Consider the following 15175-nt stretch of genomic DNA (forward strand, 5'->3'; position numbering starts at 1 on the left):
CGGTGGACACGCCTCCGTCGCCGCGGCACCGCAGGATCCGGGGTGTGAGCGCCTCCCGCTCACCCCGGTCCTCCGCGAGCACGGAGATCCGGGCCCTGACCGTCTCGCTGATCGGTACCCGGTGGGCGAGAAGGCCGGAGACGAGCAGGCCGAGTCCCGCCTCCTGCTCCCCGATCTCCCAGCAGTCCCTGACCTCCCGGGCGCCGGCCTCCGGCAGCAGGGCGGCGAGCCGGTTCCAGGTGTCGGCGTCGTCGATCACCCGGCAGACGCTGCCGACCGGGGAAGCGGGCGGGGGTCAGGGCCGGTGGTTCGGCCGATGAGGCCCCCGCCCGCACCGGCCATCCTGTCCGGGGACGGGCGGGCACCGCAGCCCGCCCGGGAAAAGGAGCCGGACGCGTATGAGCACATGGCGCAGAACGTCGCGGATCTTACTGGCCGCCCTGGTCACCGCCACCCTGGCCACGGGAGCGGCCGAGGCCGCCCCGCGGTCCGCCCCGGCGGCGGAGGCGGCGCCCGGGGCGGTGGTCGGCACGCCGGTCGTGCGGGGGCCCGTCGCCGGGACGGTTCCCGGCGATCCCTCGGCCCCGGACGTGGAGGACACCTATCCATGGCTGTCCACTTCCACGGACCTGGCCGCCGCCGGGTACGTGGAGGAGGAGTTCCTTCTGTCCGGCGAGGCCGACGGCTACAGCACCACCGGCGAACTCCTGGCTTCCGACGTGCCGTACACCACCCGCGTCATCGTCCGCCGCCCCGCCGACCCCGGGGACTTCAACGGCACGGTCCTGACCGAGTGGCAGAACGTCTCGGCCGGGTACGACCTGGACGCCCTGTGGTCCCCCGAGCAGATCCTCCGCGGGGGCTACGCCTGGGTCGGCGTCTCCGCCCAGCGGATCGGGGTGGAACAGCTGCGCGGCTGGAGCCCCGCCCGCTACGGGCGGCTCGATGTCACCGGCCGGGGCCGCTTCACCGCCGACGAGCTGTCCTACGACGTGTTCGCGCAGGCTGCCCGGGCCCTGCGGACCCGTGAGGGTGCCGCCCCCCTCGGACCGCTCCGGGCCGAGACGGTACTGGCCGTCGGTGCGTCGCAGTCCGCCGCGCGGATGACGGTCTACTACGACCGCGTCCTGCCCCGGACCGGGCCCGTCTTCGACGCCTACGCCCACATCGTCGGTCCCGCGCCGTCCCGGAAGGGCGCCGAACCGGTGTTCCACGTGCTGTCGGAGACCGATGTGCGCACCCCGGAGCGGCGCGCCGACGATGACCGCTACCGGCGCTGGGAGGTCGCCGGCACCGCGCACTCCGGATGGCACGGCCAGGAGTACCGCCGGCCCCTCCTCGACCGCGACCTGGGCTCCGCGCCCACTTACGCCTGCGACCGTCCGGCGTTCAGCAGGGTTCCGCTGCACCACGTGATCGCCGCCGCCTACGGCCATCTGGTGCGCTGGGCCGAACGCGGTGTCCGGCCGCCGACGGCGCCGCCGCTGGAGTTCGCCCCCGACGGCACCAAGGCGCGCGACGGGTTCGGCCTGGCACGCGGCGGCATCCGGCTGTCCCAGGTCCAGGCACCGACCGCGCTCAACACCGGCGACAACTCCGGGGAGACCTTCTGCGTCCTGTTCGGCACCCACATCCCGTTCGACGAGGGCCGTCTCGACCGGCTGTACCCCTCACACGCCGGCTACGTGTCCGCCGTCCGCCGCGCCGACACCCGCAACGTCCTGTCCGGCCATCTGCTTCCCGGCGACGCGCTGCGCAACTTCCGGGAGGCGGTCGGCTCCGGCATCGGAAAGCACTGACCACCGGTCACCGTCCGCCCGCCGGGGCTCACTCCCCCGCCGGGCGGGCCAGCGCGTCGACGGCGGCGGAGAACAGCCGGGGCAGCCGCTGCGCCGCGGGGACCAGCGCCGCCCGGGCGGGGGGTGGCCCGGTCGCCGCGAGCAGTGCGCGGGTCAGCAGGCGGTAGCGCCGGGTGAGCCGCCGCCAGTCCCGCTCATAGGCTCCCGGATCGCCCCCGGTGACCGCGCGTACCGCCGCCTGCGCCTGCGCCAGTGCCAGTGCCACACCCTCACCGGTCAGCGCGTCGACGTAGCCGGCCGCGTCGCCGACGAGCAGCACCCGGCCGGCGGTGCGCGCTCTCGCGCCGCGGCGCAGCGGTCCGGCCCCGCGCACCGGTCCGGCCGGCCGGGCCCCGGACAGCCGCTCGCGCAGACCGGGGAAGGCGGCGAGGTGGTCGTCGTAGGAGCCGCGGCCGGCGGTGAGCACCGCCACGCCCACCAGTCCGTCGGCCACCGGGGTCACATAGGCCTCCGCGCCGCGGGCCCAGTGCACCTCGACATGGTCGCTCCAGGGGTTCAGTTCGAAGTGGCGCCGCAGTCCGTAGCGCGGGCGCGCCCGGTGCGGCCGGTCCAGGCCCAGTGCCCGGCGGATCGGCGAGTGCAGGCCGTCGGCCGCGACGAGGTGGGCGGCCCTCAGGCCGCCGGCCACCACGCCCCGCCCGTCCTGCTCGACACCGCGCACGGTTCGGTGCTCGATCCGCGCGCCCGCGGCCAGCGCCGCCTCGCGCAGCGCCGCGTGCAGCACGGTGCGGCGCACCCCGCGGCCCGGCCCCGCCCGGAAGGCGGCGGCGGCCCGGCGGGGCCCGGCGACGTACCGGATGCCCCGCAGTTCGTGTCCGGCCGGGTGCACGCCGAGCGCGGCCAGTGCGGCGACGGCTCCTGGCATCAGCCCCTCGCCGCACGCCTTGTCGACGGTGCCGGCGCGCTGTTCGAGGACGGTGACCTCAAGCCCTGCCCGGACCGCGTACAGGGCGGTGGCGAGCCCCGCCGGGCCGCCGCCGACGACGAGCAGGTCCACGGTGGCCCTTCCCCCGGGCATCTCAGGCCAGTCGCGCCAGTGCGGCGTCCTCGGTGCGGACGCGGGCGGCCAGCAGCAGGGCGTTCAGCACGGTGAAGACGGCCGCCGTGATCCAGGCCGAGTGGACCAGCGGCAGCGCGATCCCCTCGACGGTGACGGCGAGGTAGTTCGGGTGCGACAGGAGGCGGTAGGGACCGCCGGTCACCCGCGCGGCGCCGGGCACGACGATCACCCGGGTGTTCCACTGCCGGCCCAGGGTGGCGATGCACCACCAGCGCAGCGCCTGTGAGGCCGCGACGAGGACGAACATGCTCCAGGCGAGTGGCGCTACGGCGTCCGGCCCGCGCGTCCACACCTCCACGAGCACACCGGCGAGCAGGCCCGTGTGCAGCGCCACCATGAACGGGTAGTGCCCCCGCCCGAGTTCCACACCGCCGCGCGCGAAGCTCCAGGCGGCGTTGCGGCGGGACACGGCCAGTTCCGCGATCCGTTCCAGACCGACGGCCACGACCAGGACGGTGAACAGCGGCTCACTGCTCATCGCGCACCGCCCGGTGCGCGCAGGAGGACGAGTTCGGAGCAGAAGCCCGGCCCCATGGCGAGCATCAGTCCGTAGGAGCCGGGCCGGGGCGGGCGGGCGGCGAGCGTGTCCGCCATGACGTGCAGCACCGATGCGGAGGACAGGTTGCCGATCCGGCGCAGCGATTCCCAGGTCACGCCCAGGGCCTCCCTCCCGACCCCGAGCGCGTCCTGCAGCGCGTGGAGGACCTTGGGGCCGCCGGGATGCGCCACGTACCAGCCGATGTCTCCGGCGTTCAGCCCGTGGTCGGCGAGGAATTCGCGGACGTCGCCGCCGACGTACCGGCGCACCAGGTCGGGGACCGAGGCGTCGAGCACGATCCTGAACCCGCCGGGTCCGACGTCCCAGCCCATCGCGCGCTCCGAGTCGGGGTAGAGGCGGCTGCGCGAGGCCAGTACGAGGGGCCGGGCGGGGTCCTCGGAGTGCGCGAGCGGATGCTCGGGGCCGACGGCGACCACCGCCGCGGCGCCGTCCCCGAACAGGCCGGCGGCCACCAGGTTGGCGACCGAGGCGTCGTCGCGCTGGAGGGTGAGCGAGCACAGCTCGACCGACATCAGCACCGCGACCCCGTCCGGCCGGCCGCGCAGCAGGTCGTGCAGCCGGGCGAGACCGGCCGCGCCGGCGACGCAGCCGAGGCCGACCAGCGGCAGGCGCACCACGTCGGGGCGCAGCCCGATCTCCGCCGCGACGCGGGCCTCCAGCGAGGGGACGGCCAGGCCGGTCACCGTGCACGACACGACGCAGTCGACGTCGGCGGGGGCGAGGCCGGCGTCCTTGAGCGCTTCGACGACCGCGCGGCCGCCGAGTTCGGTGCCCGCCCGGATGAAGGCGTCGTTCGCCCGGCCGAAGTCCCCCAGCCGGGCGTACTCCTCCAGGGGAAGCGCGGTGTGCCGGGTCTCGACGCACACGTTGCGGTGCAGCCGCTCGACGAGGCCGCGGTCGGCGGCGCCGGCGGTCGGCATGGTGGTGAGGAACTCGGTGATCTCCTCCTGCCGGTGACAGTGCTCGGGCAGGGTGCCGCGAACGCTGAGGACGCGCGTGCTCATGCTGGCTCCCGGTTTCGGCCGGTCGGGCGGGCGGATGCGGCGAGCGCCCGGCCGAGGCCGAACGCGAGGGCGGGTGTGAGGCGGCCCCGGGCCAGGCCGATTTCGACGAGGTCGTCGAAGACGCGCTGGTCGGCGGAGCAGGCGCGCAGGGCCACCTCGACGGCGTGGCGGCTGCGGGCCAGGCGGGCCGCCAGGGCGGTGTGCCGCAGGTGGGGCAGCAGGATCCGGCCGGTGGCGCGGGCGTACCGCTCCCCCGCCCGTTCGGGCCTTCGGTCCCGGCAGGCCGCGGCGGCGGCACGGCCCGCCGCGATGCCGGTGGCCACCGCGTAGTAGATGCCCTCGCCGGTCAGCGGGTTCACCAGCCCGGCGGCGTCGCCCGCGAGCAGCACCCGGCCGGGCGGAGGGCGCCAGCGCGCCGTCGAGAGCGGCAGGTGGTGTCCGACCCACTGCCGCCCGCCCTCCGCCGCTCCGGGCAGCAGCGCCTCGAGCCGTTCGAGCAGCCGGGCGCGGACCGGTGCCTTGCGGCCGGTGCGGAGGGTCTCGCCGTACCCGACGTTCGCCAGGCCGTCGCCGCGGTCGAAGGACCAGGCGTACGACGGCTGGTGCAGGGTGCCGAACTCGATGACCTGCGCGCCGCGCCGTCCGGGAGGGACCGGGGCGTAGCCGCGCAGCGCCAGGGCGGTCGGGCCGCCGGGCAGGCCGAGCGCGCGGCGGACGGCCGAGTGGGCGCCGTCGGCACCGACGACGACCGCGGCGCGGATCCGCCCGTCCAGGACCACCGCTTCGGTGTCCTGCCGCAGGCCGCGGACTCGGTGTCGCAGGAGGTGGGCGCCGGACGCGACCGCCGCGTCGGCCAGCCGGGCGTCGAGGACCCTGCGCGGTACCACCCATGCCGGGCGGGCCATCGGCCGCTCGGTGGTCAGGCCGCCGCGGCCGAGGCGGAGCCGGCCGACCGGGATCCGGTCGTCGAGGAGGCCGGTGACGCCGACCTGTGCGAGGAGGTCGAGGACGTGCGGGGCCACCGCGTCTCCGCATGCCTTGTCCCGGGGGAAGTCCGCCCGGTCCAGGAGGGCGACGCGCAGGCCGGGATCGGTGTGCAGCGCGCCCAGGGCCGCGGCGGCGCCGGCCGGCCCGGCGCCGACCACGGCGAGGTCCCAGTGCGCGGATGGTGCCGGTGGCGCGGATGCCGGCGTCATCGGCCGGCCGCCACGAGCAGTACGACGTCGAGCAGGGCGACGGCCACCGCGGCCCGGAAGGGGGTGCGGCCGTGTGCGGCCAGGGTGAGCGCGGTGAGGGCGGCCACCGGTACGAGGGCGGCGAGTGCCCAGGCCGGAGGGTCTCCGGCGGGGCCGAGGACGGCGAGCAGCGAGGCGGCGGCCAGCAGAGCGGCGGCCAGGGCGCGCGAGGGGCGTTCGCCGATCCGGTGCGGCAGGCCGCGCACCCCGGCGCGTTCGTCGTCGGCGAGGTCGGGCAGGGTGTTGAGCAGGTGCGCCCCGACTCCGAGCGCGGCGCCGGCGCCGGTCGCCCACGGCGCCGCCCAGGTCTGGGCGGGTCCGGCGAGGGTGACCACCGAGGGCAGCGCCCCGAAGGCGCAGGCGTACGGGGCCCAGGACCACCGGGTCGCTTTCAGGCCGAGGTTGTAGGCGTGGCCCGCGCCGGTGACGAGGACGATGTTGACCAGTGCGGCGCGCGGGCCGGTGAGCGCGGACAGCACCAGGCAGGCGAGCGCGGCCGCGGCCAGTGCGCGCACCACCGCGCTCACCGGGAGGTCCCCGGCGGCCAGCGGTTTGCCGGCGCGGCCGGCGGCGCGGTCGCGGGACAGATCGCGCAGGTCGTTACCCCAGCCGATCGTGAGCTGGCCGGCGAGCACCGCGGCGGTGACGGCGGCGGCCGGTGCCGGGCGCAGCCCGCCGCGGAGCGCGAGCAGGCCCGCGACGGCGGTGACCGCCAGGGCCGGCCCGCCGTGGGCGGCGGTGAGCAGCGCGAGCGCGGTCGGCGGTCCGGGGCGTGCCCGGACCTCTCCGGCGGTCACGGGCGCCGCCGTGCCGCGACGCGGTCTCCGGCGGGCCGGCCGCGCGGCGGGCCGGACAGGGTGGGTGGGCGCCGGGCCCGGCCGGCGCCGCCGTACGCGCCTTCGGCGCGCGGGCGGCCTTCGACGGTGGGGCCGGTGCTCCCGGCCGCCCCGTTGATCACGGTGCGCATGCGGGATCGGTGCCCCCGCCGCCGCCCGCTCACACGGGGCCCTCCGGCATCCGGCGGACACCGGCGGCACCCGGATGGCGTGTCACGAGCCGGCCGGTCGCCGGCGCTACCGCGTCCGCTGCCGCGCGAGCGCCCGTCCGACGGCGCGCGTGCCGTCGGGGAAGGCGCCGGGGTTGGGGCCCGAGTAGTTGAGCCGGAGGTAGGCCCCGGTCGGTTCGGCGGGGAACCACTCGCCGCCGGGGGCGACGAGGACCCCGTCACCCTCGCAGTCCCGTACGAGCCGTGCCAGGTCGGTGGCGTCCGGCAGCCGGACCCAGATGTTCAGCCCGCCCCGCGGCACCGCCTCGAGGCGGGCGGTGGGCGCGTGCTCCCGCAGCGACGCGGTCAGCAGGTCCCGGCGGGCGGCGAGCTGGTGGCGGAGGCTGCGCAGGTGCGTGCGCCAGGCGGGCTGGGTGACGACGTCGAGTGCGGCGGCCTGGAGGATGCCGCTGACGTACATCGACTCGGCCTGGGCGTCGGCGAGGACGCGTGTGCGGGCCGGGCCCCGGGCGACGACGCCGGCGATGCGGACGGCCGGGGAGACGCTCTTGGTCAGGGAGCGCAGGTAGACGACGTGCCCGCCGTCGTCCCGGGCGGCGATCGGGGCCGGGTCCTCCTCGATGCCGAAGTCGTGCGCCCAGTCGTCCTCGATCAGGAACGCGCCGTGGCTTCGGACGGTGCCGAGGACCCGGTCCGCCAGATCGGGCGACCACCGGGCGCCGGTGGGATTGGCGAAGTTCGGCTGGGCGTAGAACGCGCGCGCCCCGGTCTGTTCGAACGCCCGCGCCAGTTCCTCCGGGTCGGGGCCGCGCGCCCCGCTGGGAACGGGCACGACCCGCACGCCCGCCTGCGCGGCGGCGAGGATCGCGCCCCAGTAGGTGGGCGACTCCACCAGCAGCGGGCGGCCCGCTCCGACGAGGGAGCGGAAGACGGTGCCCAGTCCACTCTGGCTGCCGGGGAAGACGACGACGTCGCCCGGTGTCGGCGGCGTGATCCCGGCCGGTGTCGCGGTGGCGAGTTCGGCCGCGAACCACGCCTGGAGTTCGGGCAGCCCGGCGGCCGGGGGTCGGCTGACGGCGGCGTCGCCGCGGGCCGCACGGGTGAGCGCGGCCCGGACCAGGCGCTCGGGCAGCAACTCCCGGTCCGGGTAACCCGAGTGAAGCGCGATCACATCGTTCGGGGTGGTGCGCAGCGCCGTGGAGAGCTGCGGTGCCCGGTTGCGCGGCGATCCGAGCGCCGCGGTCTGCCAGCCGTAGTCGTTCGGGCGGGCCACCCGGACCGCGCGGACGAAGGTCCCCACACCGGAACGGCTCTCCACCACTCCCCTCGCCGCCAGGGTCCGCAGCGCCTTCTGGACCGTTACGGGGCTCGCCCCGTAACGGGCGACCAGTGTGCGCGTGGAGGGCAGTCTCGCGCCCGGGGCGGCCGACGCGATCCATTCGCCGAGGTCGGCGACGATCCGCGAACTGCTATCGTTGTCCATGAAATACGACAGTAGCGCTACCGCGCTCGAAGCCCGTCCGCTATCCCCGTCCCGCTCCGGTCTCGGGTGGGGTCTGCTCGGGGTCGGGGCGTTCTCCTTCACCGTCCCGTTCACCCGGGCCGCCGTCGAGGACGGCGGGATGTCACCGCTGTTCGTCGGCTCCGGCCGTGCTGTGGTGGCCGCGGTGCTGGCGGCGGTCGCGCTGGCGGTCACCCGGCAGCGTCCGCCCCGCGGCGCCCAGTGGGGCCGCCTGGCGGTCGTCGCCGGGGGCGTGGTCGTCGGCTTCCCCCTGCTGACCTCCTACGCCCTGACCAATGCCTCGGCCGGCCACGGCGCCGTCGTGATCGCGCTTCTGCCGGCCGCGACCGCGGTGATGGCCGTGCTCCGCGGACACGAGCGCCCTCCTGCCCCGTTCTGGGCCATGGCGGCCGTCGGCGCGGGCGCCGCGGTCGTGTTCGCCTCTCCAGGGGGGCGGGTTCGGCGGGCTCCACTGGTCCGACCTGCTTCTGCTCGGCGCCGTCGCGGCGGCCGGCACCGGCTACGCGGAGGGCGGGATCCTCGCCCGTGAACTCGGGGCCTGGCAGACCATCTCCTGGGCGCTGGTGCTCTCCGCGCCGCTGATGGCGGCCCTCACCGCCCTCTCGGCCTCCTCGCACCCCCCGGCCGGGAGTCCGGCCGAGTGGTCCGCCTTCGCCTACCTCGGGGTGGTGAGCATGTTCCTCGGCTTCTTCGCCTGGTACCGGGGGCTCGCGATCGGCCCGATGGCGCAAGTCGGCCAGGTGCAGCTCGTCCAGCCCGTGATGAGTGTCTGCTGGGCCGCGCTGCTCCTGCGCGAGCAGATCACCTGGCCCACCGTCCTCGGCGGCGTCGCCGTGATCGCCTGTGCGGGCGCCACCGTGCGCACCCGGACCGGGCGTGCCTCGGGCGCGGGCTGAATCCCCTTGCCGACCTGCCCGTTTCGCCGCGGGCCGCGGCGTGCCGTACAGTGGTGTCACCGCCGCGGGGTGGAGCAGCTCGGTAGCTCGCTGGGCTCATAACCCAGAGGTCGCAGGTTCAAATCCTGTCCCCGCTACTGGAAGGTCCGGCCCCGGTGCACTCAGCGCCGGGGCCGGACCTCTTCCATGCCCGCGGGCGTCCGCCGGCGCCGTGCCGCTACCGTCCGGTGCCGAAGTTCTGGGTCCACCACGGGCCGCCGTCGCCGAGGTGGACGCCGACGCCCAGCTCCTCGAAGGCGCAGTTGAGTATGTTCGCGCGGTGGCCGGGGCTGTTCATCCACGCCTTCATGACCGAGGCGGCGTCCGGCTGCCCCTGGGCTATGTTCTCGCCCAGGTTGCTCCAGGCGTACCCGGCCGCCTCGACCCGGTCGGCCATCGTGGAACCGTCGGGTCCCGTGTGGGACAGCACGCCGGAGGCGGCCATGGTGTCGCTGTAGTCCTCCGCGGCCCGTGCCAGCCGGGCGTCGGCGGTGACCGGGCGGCAGCCGGCCGCGGCCCGCTCCCTGTTGACGAGCGCGAGTACCTGCGCCTGTGGCCCGCCGTCCCCCGGCGCGTCCGCCCCGGGGGCGCCGGTACCCTTCCCGCCGCCGGACTCGGCGGTGCCTTCGGAGCCGGCCGCGCGGCTCTGCCCGCTTCTGGCCATCCTGTCCTGTTCCGCTCCCCCGGCGGTTCCGGAGGCGGGTGCGGAAGCGGAGGGGGCGGCACCGCGTGCGGGCTTCCCCGACTCCTCCGTCTCCCCGGACTCGCCCGGTTTCCCGGACTTCTCGGGCCCGTCGGCACCCGGTGAGGCGGACGCACTCTTTCGCGGGGCGGGGGAGGCGGGAGGAGATACGCCGCCGGCCGCCCCGGCCTCCGTGTCGTGCGCGGTACCGGATGCGTCGGCCGCCACACGGTCGGCCGGTCCGTCCTGTCCCCCGCCCGCGGCCACGGTGAGGCCGGCGCCCGCCGCCATGGTGACCACGCTGAGCGCGAGGACGATGTCGCGCGCCGACGGGGTGCCCTTGGAACGGGCGTGGGAGCGGTGGCGGGAACGGTCGGCCCGGCGGGAGCTCATGCGGACGGCACCTCGGGGAGTCGGTAGGGGGGATCGGTCGGCCCGGAGAAGGGGCCCGGCGGACGCGGTCGCGCCTGCCGGGCCCCTTGGAGGGGGCCGGGCGAGAGCCTAGGCAGGCCCGGGGCCCGCGAGGCGCCGGGGAAGGGCTTCTTCAGGAAGTCCTAAGGAAGCCATGAGGTTCCGCCCGGGCGCGAGGACTCCCCGCGGTGACCGGCCGGGGAGGTGGAGCCTCCCGTATCCGGAAGCGTCGCCGGGCGGAAAGCTGCCGCATCGTGCACATGAGACCCCGGCCGGACGGCGGCAGAATTGCGCGCATGACCGATGTCCGGGAATTGACCTGCCGTTCCCCCTACCGGCGCGCTCTGTGGATCTTCACCGTTCTGGGAGCGGCGGGGGCGGCTGTGACGGCCGCGGCCGCGGTGTACTCGGCGGATCGCGGCGGACTGTGGGGGGTGTGGTCGGGGATCGCCCTGCTGTCGGCGCTGACGGCTCTGGTCTCGCTGCGCGGCGCCGTCGCCCGGGTGAGCGCCGACGCGTACGGCCTGCACGTCCGGACGCTGCCGCGCCGCCGGAGCATGCCGTGGTCCGGCATCGCCGACCTGCAGATCCGCATGGGGAACGAGTGGAACCACAAGGCCCCGGACACCCGCCGCGTCGGTGTGGTGCTGCACGACGGGCGCAGGCCGCTGCTGCCCCTGCCGCGCAGTTGGTCCCCCGAGGACCCGGAGTTCGACGCGGCCTTGGAGACGCTCCGTGCGCTGCACCGCCGCCACGGAAACCCCCGGTCGGACCACTTGCCGGTCGTCTCCCGCAACACCGCCGGGCACGGCTGGACCGGGTCGCTGATCCTGTGTGTGCTGCTGCTGTCGGGGGCGGGCCTGGCGGTGTGGTCCATATCGGGCACCGCCGCCGAGGAACGGGCGTGGAAGTCGGCCGTCCCGTGCACCGCCCGGGTGCCCGCGGCGGAGCGGAGCGAGTGCCTGAGCACCCTGCCGGCCGAGATCGAGCGGACCGAGGCGGGCCGCCCCAGGAACCCCAGCCATCTGTACTTCACCGGCGGCCGGCCGCTGGAACGGCTCTCGGTCTCCCAGGAGGCCGCCCGGGAGTTCCGGCCCGGCGACAGGGTCGAGCTGACCCTGTGGCGGGGCGAGGTGATGGAGGCCGCCGGGGAACGCCATGTGTGGCGCAAGCACGTCGTCACTCCGGGGAGTGTGGCCGTCGTCGCGGCCGGACTCGCCCTCGCCGCCGGCTGGCCCGGTACGCGGGTGCTGCTGCGGCTGCGCTGGCGGCGGCTGCCCGACGACGAGGCCCTCCCGTCGGAGCTTCCGTTCGTGGGCGCGCTCGCCGGCACGGCCCTGTGGTTGCTGCCGCTCTGCTACCTCCACCCCTCGGATCCGTTCGCCTCTCCCGTGGCGGTCGTGTGGGCGGCGGCGGGGTCGCTGGTCACGGTGGGCCTGTTCGCCTGGGCCTGGCGCGCCACCCGCCTCCGCGCACCCGGCGAGGTCCCGGGAGCCGAGGAGCCCGCCGGACAGGGCGCGGAGGTGTTCCTGACCGCCCGATTCCTGGAGCCCACCGACTACAACCCGCACCACTTCGGCACCCACATCGTCATCGGCGGCGGGCCGCCCGCGGTGACGCCCCACTCCGGTCCCGGCCGGTTCGCGGCCAAACCGATTCCCGTGGAACGGCTCACCGTCAAGGAGGTGCGGCGCGTCCGCGGCGGTGACCGCGAGGCCGTCCCCGGCCACTGGCACATCGCCGAACTCGACGACGCCGGCCGCCCGGTCCGTCTCGCCGCCGCCCCGGACGACCTGGCCCGCATCCTGCGGGAACTGGAGCACGCGAGAACCCCCGCGAGCTCCGGCGAGGCCACGGGGGGCGTTCCTACCGCGCGGTGAGCAGTAGCTCGGCGCCCACCGGCCGGAACCCGGCCGCCTGGAAGGCCCGCACGCTGCGCGCGTTGCCCGCCGCCCGCCGGGCCCAGACCGGCTCACAGCCGCCCTCCCCCTCAGCCCTCCGGTGATCCCCGGCCAGGCGGCCGCACGCCCGGACACCACGGCTCACGAGCACACCGGAAGCCGGGGTGGACGGACCGGGGCGGCCCGGCGCAGGCGGCCCGCGCGGCGGTGGAACCGCTCCCCACCGATCCGCGCGCCTGGCCGGCCCACGGCACCGGGACGGGCGGCCCCGACGCCGGGAACGGCCGGAAATAATTTTTACAGAGCATGCATTTTTGCCTAGCATGCAAGATGTGGTGGAGAAGAAGGCCGCGGGGAGCGGGCTGCGGGAGCGCAAGAAGCGGGCCACGCGTGCCGCTCTCACGGAAGCGGCGGTACGGCTCGCGGCGGAGCACGGGGCGGAGCACGTCACCGTCGAGGCCATCAGCGAGGCGGCCGGCGTCTCCCCCCGGACGTTCTTCAACTACTTCGACGCCCGTGACGACGCCTTCGTCATGGTCGACGCGGAGTCGGGCGCGCGGGTCCGTCGCGGTGTGCTCGAAGCACCGGCCGGCCTCTCCCCGCTGGAGGCGCTGCGCGAGGCCATGGCGGCGGAGCTGGCGGAGATCGAGCAGCGCCACGAGGTGTGGGATCTCCACGCCAGGGTGCTGAGCGCCTCGCCGCATCTGCTCGCCCGCAGCCTCGCCGCGCATCTGGCCGACGAACTCGGCCTGGCCGAGGCGCTCGCCGAGCGCCTCGGCGGTGGTCCCGCCGCCGGCCCGGCGCCCTCCGCCTCCGAGAAGGAACGGCGCGGAGCGCTGGACCTGTACCCGCGCCTGCTGGCCGCCGTCGGCGGCACCGCCGTCCGGGTCGCCGTCGAGCACTGGTGCGCACAGCAGGACCGGCTCGCCTTCACCGACGTCTTCCGGCAGGTCTTCGAGCACCTGGCCGCCGGACTGCCGGCCCCGTCCGGCGAGAACCGGCGGCGCTGACCCGACCCGCCCCGCCCCCGGCAGGACCCGGTGAGAAGGCCCCGCGTTCCGCGGCCGGCTCATGAGCGGCCCATGAAGCCCCCAAAGCCCCAGAGAAGGACGTTGTGACCGCATCACAGGCGCCTGACCAGGCGCCGCCCACATCCATGACCAACCGGCAGATCCTCCAGGCCATGTCCGGCCTGATGGCCGGCATGTTCGTCGCCATCCTGGCGGGCACGGTGGTGGCCAACGCGCTGCCACGGATCATCACCGACCTGGGGGCCAGCCAGTCCTCCTACACCTGGGTCGTCACCTCCGAACTGCTGGCCATGACGGCGACCGTGCCGCTGTGGGGCAAGCTGTCCGATCTCTACAACAAGAAGCTGCTGCTGCAACTCTCCCTGGGCATGTTCGTGGCCGGCTCACTGCTGGCCGGTTTCTCCCAGGGCGTCGAGCTGCTGATCTTCAGCCGGGTCGTCCAGGGCATCGGCGCGGGCGGCCTCACCGCCCTGGCGCAGGTGGTGATGGCCGCCGTCATCCCGCCCCGCAGGCTGGGCAAGTACGCGGGCATCTTCGGCGCCGTCTTCGCCGTGGGCACCGTGGCCGGGCCGCTGATCGGCGGTGTCCTGGTGGACACCTCGTGGCTGGGGTGGCGCTGGTGCTTCTTCATCGGCGTACCGTTCGCGCTGCTGGCGATCGTGCTGCTGCAGCGCACCCTGCGGCTGCCCACCGTCCGGCGCGAGGTGAGGATCGACTTCCTGGGCGCCTTCCTGATCGTCGCGGGCGTCTGCGCGCTGCTCATCTGGACCTCGCTGGCCGGGAACCGGTTCGACTGGCTCTCCTGGCAGACCGCCGTTCTGACCGGTGGCGGCGCGGTGCTGCTGATCGCCGCGGTCTACGTCGAGTCGCGGGTGCCCGAGCCGGTCATCCCGCTGGACATCTTCCGCAACCGCACCGTGACCCTGACCACCGTCGCCAGCCTGCTGGTGGGTGTGGCCATGTTCGGCGGCACCGTCTTCCTCTCCCAGTACTTCCAGATCTCGCTGGGCAAGTCCCCGACCGTCGCCGGTCTGATGAGCCTGCCGATGATCCTGGGGCTGCTGGTCTCCTCCACCGTCGCCGGCCAGGTCATCAGCGCCACCGGCAGGTGGAAGGTGTACCTGGTGGCGGGCGCGGTCACCATGACCGCCGGTCTCGGGCTGCTCGCCACGATCGACTCCGATACGGGCTTCGGCCTGCTCGGCGTCTACATGGCGGTGCTCGGCATCGGTGTCGGCATGCTGATGCAGAACCTGGTGCTGGCCGCGCAGAACGACGTTCCCGCCGCCGAGCTGGGCGCGGCGACCTCCGTGCTGTCCTTCTTCCGCAGCATGGGCGGCACGATCGGCACCAGCGTGCTCGGCGCGATCCTGGCCAACCGGGTCGCGAGCGAGATGACCCGGGGGCTGGAGCAGGCGGGCGTTCCCGCCGCCGGGGCCCAGGCCCCCGGCGGCCCGGAGGGCGGCGTCCCCGACGTCACCGCCCTGCCCGCGCCGATCCGGGCGATCGTGGAGCACGCCTACGGTGTCGCCACCGCGGACCTCTTCCTCGTCGCGACGCCTTTCGCCCTGCTCGCCCTGGTCGCCGTCGTGTTCATCAAGGAGAAACCGCTGAAGACCACCAGCGGCATGGAACGGCTGGCCGAGGAGGCCGGCGCCCGGGCCTCGGACGGCGGCCCGGAGCAGCGGGCGTCGGACGGTGACGGTGCTCCGCGGGCCGGCGGGGAGCCCGGCAGGGAGCCCGCGGCCCCGGTCGGCTGAGCCCGGCAGGGCCGACCGGAACCGGGGGCACGGCCTGCGACGCCTGCCCCGGCCCCGGTCGCCCCCGTGGTCCCGTGGACGCGGTACGGCCGGGACGGCGGTGAGGCGGGTGTTCCGGAGCAGCGGGGTCCGGCGGGTCAGAACCCGGCGGCGAGGGTGCGGATGGCGTCCTCCCCCTGTTCCGTCCCGCTCTCCGCCTGCGGCCGGGCC

The 15175-nt window shown here is 75.7% G+C and carries 14 protein-coding genes, 1 tRNA gene and 1 pseudogene; 8 read left to right on the forward strand and 8 right to left on the reverse strand.

Going from position 1 to position 15175, the window contains the following annotated elements; genetic code table 11:
- Nucleotides 1-44: 44 nt before the first annotated feature.
- Entirely contained in the window at nucleotides 45-320 is a 276-nt protein-coding gene (locus ACW69E_RS24935; RefSeq protein WP_457500543.1) for a hypothetical protein, read from the forward strand.
- 78 nt (nucleotides 321-398) lie between these two features.
- Nucleotides 399-1799, forward strand: coding sequence for an alpha/beta hydrolase domain-containing protein (locus ACW69E_RS24940; RefSeq protein WP_457500544.1), 1401 nt, complete (start codon nucleotides 399-401; stop codon nucleotides 1797-1799).
- Nucleotides 1800-1827: 28 nt separating this feature from the next.
- Here ACW69E_RS24940 and ACW69E_RS24945 read toward each other — a convergent pair whose 3' ends face one another.
- From ACW69E_RS24945 to ACW69E_RS24970, 6 genes are all read right to left on the reverse strand, one after another.
- Nucleotides 1828-2856, reverse strand: coding sequence for an FAD-dependent oxidoreductase (locus tag ACW69E_RS24945; protein WP_457500545.1), 1029 nt, complete (start codon nucleotides 2854-2856; stop codon nucleotides 1828-1830).
- A gap of 22 nt (nucleotides 2857-2878) precedes the next feature.
- A complete protein-coding gene (locus ACW69E_RS24950) occupies nucleotides 2879-3397 on the reverse strand; it encodes an isoprenylcysteine carboxyl methyltransferase family protein (RefSeq protein ID WP_457500546.1) in 519 nt (172 codons plus the stop codon).
- Nucleotides 3394-4482 (reverse strand): type III polyketide synthase, encoded by a 1089-nt coding sequence (locus ACW69E_RS24955; protein ID WP_457500547.1) that lies wholly within the window; start codon nucleotides 4480-4482, stop codon nucleotides 3394-3396. Before ACW69E_RS24955 ends, ACW69E_RS24950 begins: the two co-directional genes overlap by 4 nt.
- Nucleotides 4479-5678, reverse strand: a complete 1200-nt coding sequence (locus ACW69E_RS24960; RefSeq protein ID WP_457500548.1) for an NAD(P)/FAD-dependent oxidoreductase — start codon at nucleotides 5676-5678, stop codon at nucleotides 4479-4481. The genes ACW69E_RS24955 and ACW69E_RS24960 overlap by 4 nt, the downstream gene beginning before the upstream one ends.
- Nucleotides 5675-6514, reverse strand: a complete 840-nt coding sequence (locus ACW69E_RS24965; protein ID WP_457500549.1) for a UbiA family prenyltransferase — start codon at nucleotides 6512-6514, stop codon at nucleotides 5675-5677. The genes ACW69E_RS24960 and ACW69E_RS24965 overlap by 4 nt, the downstream gene beginning before the upstream one ends.
- Nucleotides 6515-6790: 276 nt before the next feature.
- Nucleotides 6791-8206 carry an aminotransferase-like domain-containing protein gene (locus tag ACW69E_RS24970; protein ID WP_457500550.1) on the reverse strand — a complete coding sequence of 472 codons (1416 nt, stop codon included), beginning with the start codon at nucleotides 8204-8206 and terminating at the stop codon, nucleotides 6791-6793.
- On the opposite strand from ACW69E_RS24970, the gene ACW69E_RS24975 reads away from it, so the two are divergent.
- From ACW69E_RS24975 to ACW69E_RS24985, 3 genes are all read left to right on the forward strand, one after another.
- Nucleotides 8205-8774 (forward strand): EamA family transporter, encoded by a 570-nt coding sequence (locus ACW69E_RS24975; protein WP_457500551.1) that lies wholly within the window; start codon nucleotides 8205-8207, stop codon nucleotides 8772-8774. The two genes, ACW69E_RS24970 and ACW69E_RS24975, sit on opposite strands and share 2 nt — an antisense overlap.
- Nucleotides 8713-9141, forward strand: a complete 429-nt coding sequence (locus tag ACW69E_RS24980) for an EamA family transporter (protein ID WP_457500556.1) — start codon at nucleotides 8713-8715, stop codon at nucleotides 9139-9141. The genes ACW69E_RS24975 and ACW69E_RS24980 overlap by 62 nt, the downstream gene beginning before the upstream one ends.
- Before the next feature lie 63 nt (nucleotides 9142-9204).
- A tRNA-Met gene (locus ACW69E_RS24985) sits at nucleotides 9205-9278 on the forward strand.
- An 80-nt stretch (nucleotides 9279-9358) separates the two neighbouring features.
- On the opposite strand, the gene ACW69E_RS24990 is transcribed toward ACW69E_RS24985, so the two are convergent.
- On the reverse strand, nucleotides 9359-10255 hold the full coding sequence (locus tag ACW69E_RS24990; RefSeq protein WP_457500552.1) for a CAP domain-containing protein: 897 nt from the start codon (nucleotides 10253-10255) through the stop codon (nucleotides 9359-9361).
- Between the two features lie 314 nt (nucleotides 10256-10569).
- On the opposite strand from ACW69E_RS24990, the gene ACW69E_RS24995 reads away from it, so the two are divergent.
- Nucleotides 10570-12153, forward strand: a complete 1584-nt coding sequence (locus ACW69E_RS24995; protein ID WP_457500553.1) for a PH domain-containing protein — start codon at nucleotides 10570-10572, stop codon at nucleotides 12151-12153.
- Here the strand turns inward: ACW69E_RS24995 and ACW69E_RS25000 are convergent.
- Nucleotides 12140-12247 (reverse strand): annotated as a pseudogene (locus tag ACW69E_RS25000) (GNAT family N-acetyltransferase); the annotation flags it as partial. The gene ACW69E_RS24995 and the pseudogene ACW69E_RS25000 overlap by 14 nt on opposite strands.
- Before the next feature lie 250 nt (nucleotides 12248-12497).
- Here ACW69E_RS25000 and ACW69E_RS25005 point away from each other — a divergent pair.
- Together ACW69E_RS25005 and ACW69E_RS25010 are read left to right on the forward strand one after the other, a co-directional pair.
- Complete coding sequence (locus ACW69E_RS25005; protein WP_457500557.1) at nucleotides 12498-13184, forward strand: TetR family transcriptional regulator; 687 nt, start codon at nucleotides 12498-12500, stop codon at nucleotides 13182-13184.
- Nucleotides 13185-13330: 146 nt separating this feature from the next.
- A complete protein-coding gene (locus tag ACW69E_RS25010) occupies nucleotides 13331-14965 on the forward strand; it encodes an MDR family MFS transporter (RefSeq protein WP_457500554.1) in 1635 nt (544 codons plus the stop codon).
- The last annotated feature ends 210 nt before the right edge of the window (nucleotides 14966-15175 follow it).

The organism is Streptomyces sp. SS8 (assembly GCF_054072955.1).

Coding starts and splice junctions, on each gene's coding strand:
- ACW69E_RS24940 (WP_457500544.1), top strand. CDS start 399: ATGAGCACATGGCGCAGAACGTCGCGGATCTTACTGGCCGCCCTGGTC.
- ACW69E_RS24950 (WP_457500546.1), bottom strand. CDS start 3,397: ATGAGCAGTGAGCCGCTGTTCACCGTCCTGGTCGTGGCCGTCGGTCTG.
- ACW69E_RS24955 (WP_457500547.1), bottom strand. CDS start 4,482: ATGAGCACGCGCGTCCTCAGCGTTCGCGGCACCCTGCCCGAGCACTGT.
- ACW69E_RS24960 (WP_457500548.1), bottom strand. CDS start 5,678: ATGACGCCGGCATCCGCGCCACCGGCACCATCCGCGCACTGGGACCTC.
- ACW69E_RS24975 (WP_457500551.1), top strand. CDS start 8,205: ATGAAATACGACAGTAGCGCTACCGCGCTCGAAGCCCGTCCGCTATCC.
- ACW69E_RS24970 (WP_457500550.1), bottom strand. CDS start 8,206: ATGGACAACGATAGCAGTTCGCGGATCGTCGCCGACCTCGGCGAATGG.
- ACW69E_RS24990 (WP_457500552.1), bottom strand. CDS start 10,255: ATGAGCTCCCGCCGGGCCGACCGTTCCCGCCACCGCTCCCACGCCCGT.
- ACW69E_RS24995 (WP_457500553.1), top strand. CDS start 10,570: ATGACCGATGTCCGGGAATTGACCTGCCGTTCCCCCTACCGGCGCGCT.
- ACW69E_RS25005 (WP_457500557.1), top strand. CDS start 12,498: ATGCAAGATGTGGTGGAGAAGAAGGCCGCGGGGAGCGGGCTGCGGGAG.
- ACW69E_RS25010 (WP_457500554.1), top strand. CDS start 13,331: ATGACCAACCGGCAGATCCTCCAGGCCATGTCCGGCCTGATGGCCGGC.